Origin of the sequence: Geminicoccus flavidas (assembly GCF_009806515.1) — a bacterium.
Taxonomy (GTDB): Bacteria; Pseudomonadota; Alphaproteobacteria; order Geminicoccales; family Geminicoccaceae; genus Geminicoccus; species Geminicoccus flavidus.
The window spans coordinates 1-3,453 of the sequence record NZ_WUJP01000973.1; the positions used below are offsets into that span (position 1 = coordinate 1).

A 3,453-nucleotide genomic window follows, 5' to 3' on the forward strand; every position below is an offset into this window, starting at 1 on the left:
CGCGATCACCGGATCGTTGTCGGCGAGCGCCTGGGCCAGGGGCTTGAGCACCACGACGCCGCAGCCCTCGGCACGGACATAGCCGTTCGCGGCAGCGTCGAAGGTCTTGCAGCGCCCGTCCGGTGCCAGCAGGCCGGCGCGCGACAGGATCACCGATCCTTCGGGCGCCAGCAGCAGGTTGACGCCGGCGGCGACGGCGAGGCTGGCCTCGCCGCTGCGCAGAGCCCGCACCGCCAGGTGGAAGGCGACCAGCGAGGAAGAGCAGGCGGTGTCGACCACCACTGCCGGGCCTTCCGTGCCCAGCAGATGGGCGACCCGCCCGGCCAGGGTGTTGCTCGGCTGGCCAGTCAGGCTGTGGCCGTCCAGGCTGGCGGCGCCGGCCTTGCGGGCCAGCGCCGCATAATCGCTGCCGGTAGCACCTACAAAGATCGCCGTGGCGCTGCCCTGGAGGCGGTCCGGGGCGATCACCGCATGCTCCAGCGCTTCCCAGACGGTCTCGAGCAGCAGGCGCTGCTGCGGGTCCATCTGCGCCGCCTCGCGCGGGCTGATCCCGAAGAAGCTGGCGTCGAACCGGTCGGCACCCGCGATGAAACCACCGAAGCGGCTGGCGATCCGGCCGGGCCTGGCCGGATCCGGGTCGTACCACTGGTCGATGGGCCAGCGCTCGGGCGGGACCTCGCGGATCAGGTCCATCCCGCCCCACACGGCATCGGCGAACGCATCCGGGCCGTGGATGCCGGGGAAGCGGCAGCCGATGCCGATGATGGCGATGGCGTTACCACTCTCCGCCGCAGGCGCCGCGGGCGCCGCGGACCGCGTGCCGCTCTCTCCCGCCAGCCAGCGCTCCAATGCTGCCACCGAGGGATGCGCGAACAGGACGGAGGCTGGCACCGGCCGGCCGGACAGCTCCTCCAGCCGTCGGCGCAGGGCCAGCGCCATCAGGGAGTCCAGCCCCTGCTCGAACAGGCCGCGCTCCGGATCGAGCCGGTTGGGATCGGCATGGCCCAGAAGTTCGGCAACAAGCTGGCGCAGATCCTGGGCCGGCTGGAGCGCCGGACGCCCTGCTTCTGCCTGTGTGCTCACCGGCAGCGCTGCCGGCCGCAGCCGGTCGAACAAGGGATGGCGGCGCCGCGCCTCGATCGTGCCGAGGAAGTGCGGCCAGTCCACCCGCGCCAGCACGAGCGTGGCGAGGCCGGCCGCCGCCGCCGCGTCCAGGCCGGCCCGGCAGACCACCGGCAAGGGCAGGGCGTGGAGGCCGGCCGCCTCCAGGGCGGCAGCCTCCTCCGCCGCGAGCAGGCCGGCCTCGGCGAGGCGGCCGAGCGCCAGGCTGGTGGCAGGCAGGCCGCGCGCCCGGGCGTCGGCCGCCCAGCCGTCCAGCGCGGCATTGGCGGCGGCATAGCCCGGATTGCCGCGCACGCCCCAGATGCCGGCTGCCGATGAGGCGAGCAGGAGGAAGTCCGGGCGATGTGCTGCCACCGCCTCTGCCAGCGTCCAGGCGATCGCGAGCTTGGCTGCGACCAGCTCGCCGGCCCCACCCGTGGCACTGCCGGCGGCATGAACGAGGCCGACCACCGGGCGATCGATCAGGCTGGCCAGCCGGGGCGCGGCGTCCGAAGCGGTCAGATCGAGCCGGGCCAGGCGGATCTCCGCGCCAGCGGCACGCAGGCGGTCCAGCCACGGGCCCTCGGTGATGGTGCGGCCGACCAGCAGCAGGTGGCGGGCCCCCTGCTCGACCAGCCAAGCGGCGAAGGCGCGGCCGAGCATGCCCTGCCCGCCGGCGATGACGTAGAGCCCGTCCGCCCGGACCGGTGGCGCCTCGGGCAGCGGCTCGTCCCGGGGCAGCAGGCGGGCGACACTGCGCGTCCCGGAGGCAAGGCGCACCCGGTCCTCCGCCCCGCCGGCCTCCAGCTCGGCCAGCAGCAGCGCGAAGCTGGCCTCGTCCTCATCCAGCAGCTCGATCGCACTGGCGGCGCTCTCCGGCCGGTCCAGCGCCAGTGCGGCGAAGGCGCCGCGCAGACCGGTCTCGTCCCGCTCGTGGACCAGCCAGCGGCGGGCCGCATCGTCCTGGGCGAGCGCCTGGATCTGGGCGCCGACATCGCCGCAGCCTGCGACCAGGACCAGGTCGGTCGCTGGCTGCTCGCCGGATAGCGCCGCCCGCAGCCGGTCAGCGAGCGGCCCTTCCCCGAGGATACGGAAGCTCCGGCCAGATGGCCGGCGTGCGACCACCACCGCATGGGCGTCGCCATCCGTGGCGACCGCCACCGGCTGGAGGCCGGCATCCGTGACCAGCTGGCGCCAGGACGGCGCGTCCAGCAGCGCATGGTCCGGCCGGCGCGGATCGCCCTGGTAGCGCCACCAGCCTTCCGTCGTGCCGAACACGAGGTCGATCCAAGCAGGCGCCCGTGCCAGCTCCACCAGGGCCAAGTGGCCGCCCGGTGCGAGCTGGCGGGCGGCGGCCGCGATGCTGGCGCCGATATCGGCGGTGGCGTGAACGGCGTTGGCCGCGACCACGAGATCGAAACTGCCGGACGGCAGGTCCCCGGCTTCCAGGTCGAACAGGTCGGTCCTGAAGCCCGGCCGCTTGCCGAACTGCGCCTCGCCCCAGGCGAGGAAGGCCGGGGACAGGTCAGTATAGAGATAGTCGAGCTCGACCCCGTCCAGGGCGTGCAGGAGATGGCGGGTCAGCCCGCCCGTGCCGGCGCCAATCTCCAGGATCCGCAGCGGGCCGCCGCGGCGCTCCGCCCAGCCGCGCGCAGCCGCCGCGAGCGCTGCGGCCGGACCGGCGAACAGCGGGGCCTCGGCGTAGAGGCGCGCGGCCTCCGCGAAATCTCCGCCCGGAAAGAGCAGGTCGAGCGGCTCGACCTCGCCACGCAGAAGGTCGGCCAGCAGCTCGCCCACGCGGCACAGGAGCCGGAGGTCGGGACCATCGGCGGGCTCCGCCATCGCGGGAGCCGCCGGCCAGTTGCGCAGGCGATCGGCAAGGGCGGCATGACGCGGCACGATCTCCCCAGACGCAAATCCGGCCAGTGCTGTCTGCACGTAGCGCAGCGCCAGGGCGTCCAGTGCCCGGGTGCGCGCGCACTGCTCTGCCGAAGCGGCGAGGGCCATGTCCGGCCAGACCGGCGGCGGTGCCGGCACAAAGGCGAGGTCGAGCAGCCAGGCCGGATCGAGCTGAGCCCGGCCGCTGTCCGGTAGCCAGTGGCGGCTGCGCTCGAACGGGTAGGTCGGGGCGGCACAGACGCGCCAGGGCTCGTCCGCATCGAACAGGCGCCCGTCGATCTCGTCGCCGGCAAGGAACGCCGCGGCGGCTCGGTCGAGGAAGGCCGCTTCGTCTTCGCCTGGGGCTCGTTGCGGGTCGAAGCGGCCGGGTGCCCGGTCGGGCGGCACCCGGGCGATGGGGACGTCGCGGGCGCGGAGCCTGGCCGCGGCCTCGGCACCATCGGCCGCATGCAG

At 74.5% G+C, this 3,453-nt stretch carries 1 protein-coding gene; it reads right to left on the minus strand.

What is annotated here, in order from left to right:
- A partial coding sequence (locus EQG76_RS27815; RefSeq protein ID WP_159718315.1) for a beta-ketoacyl synthase N-terminal-like domain-containing protein occupies positions 1-3,453 on the minus strand: 3,453 nt, incomplete at both ends.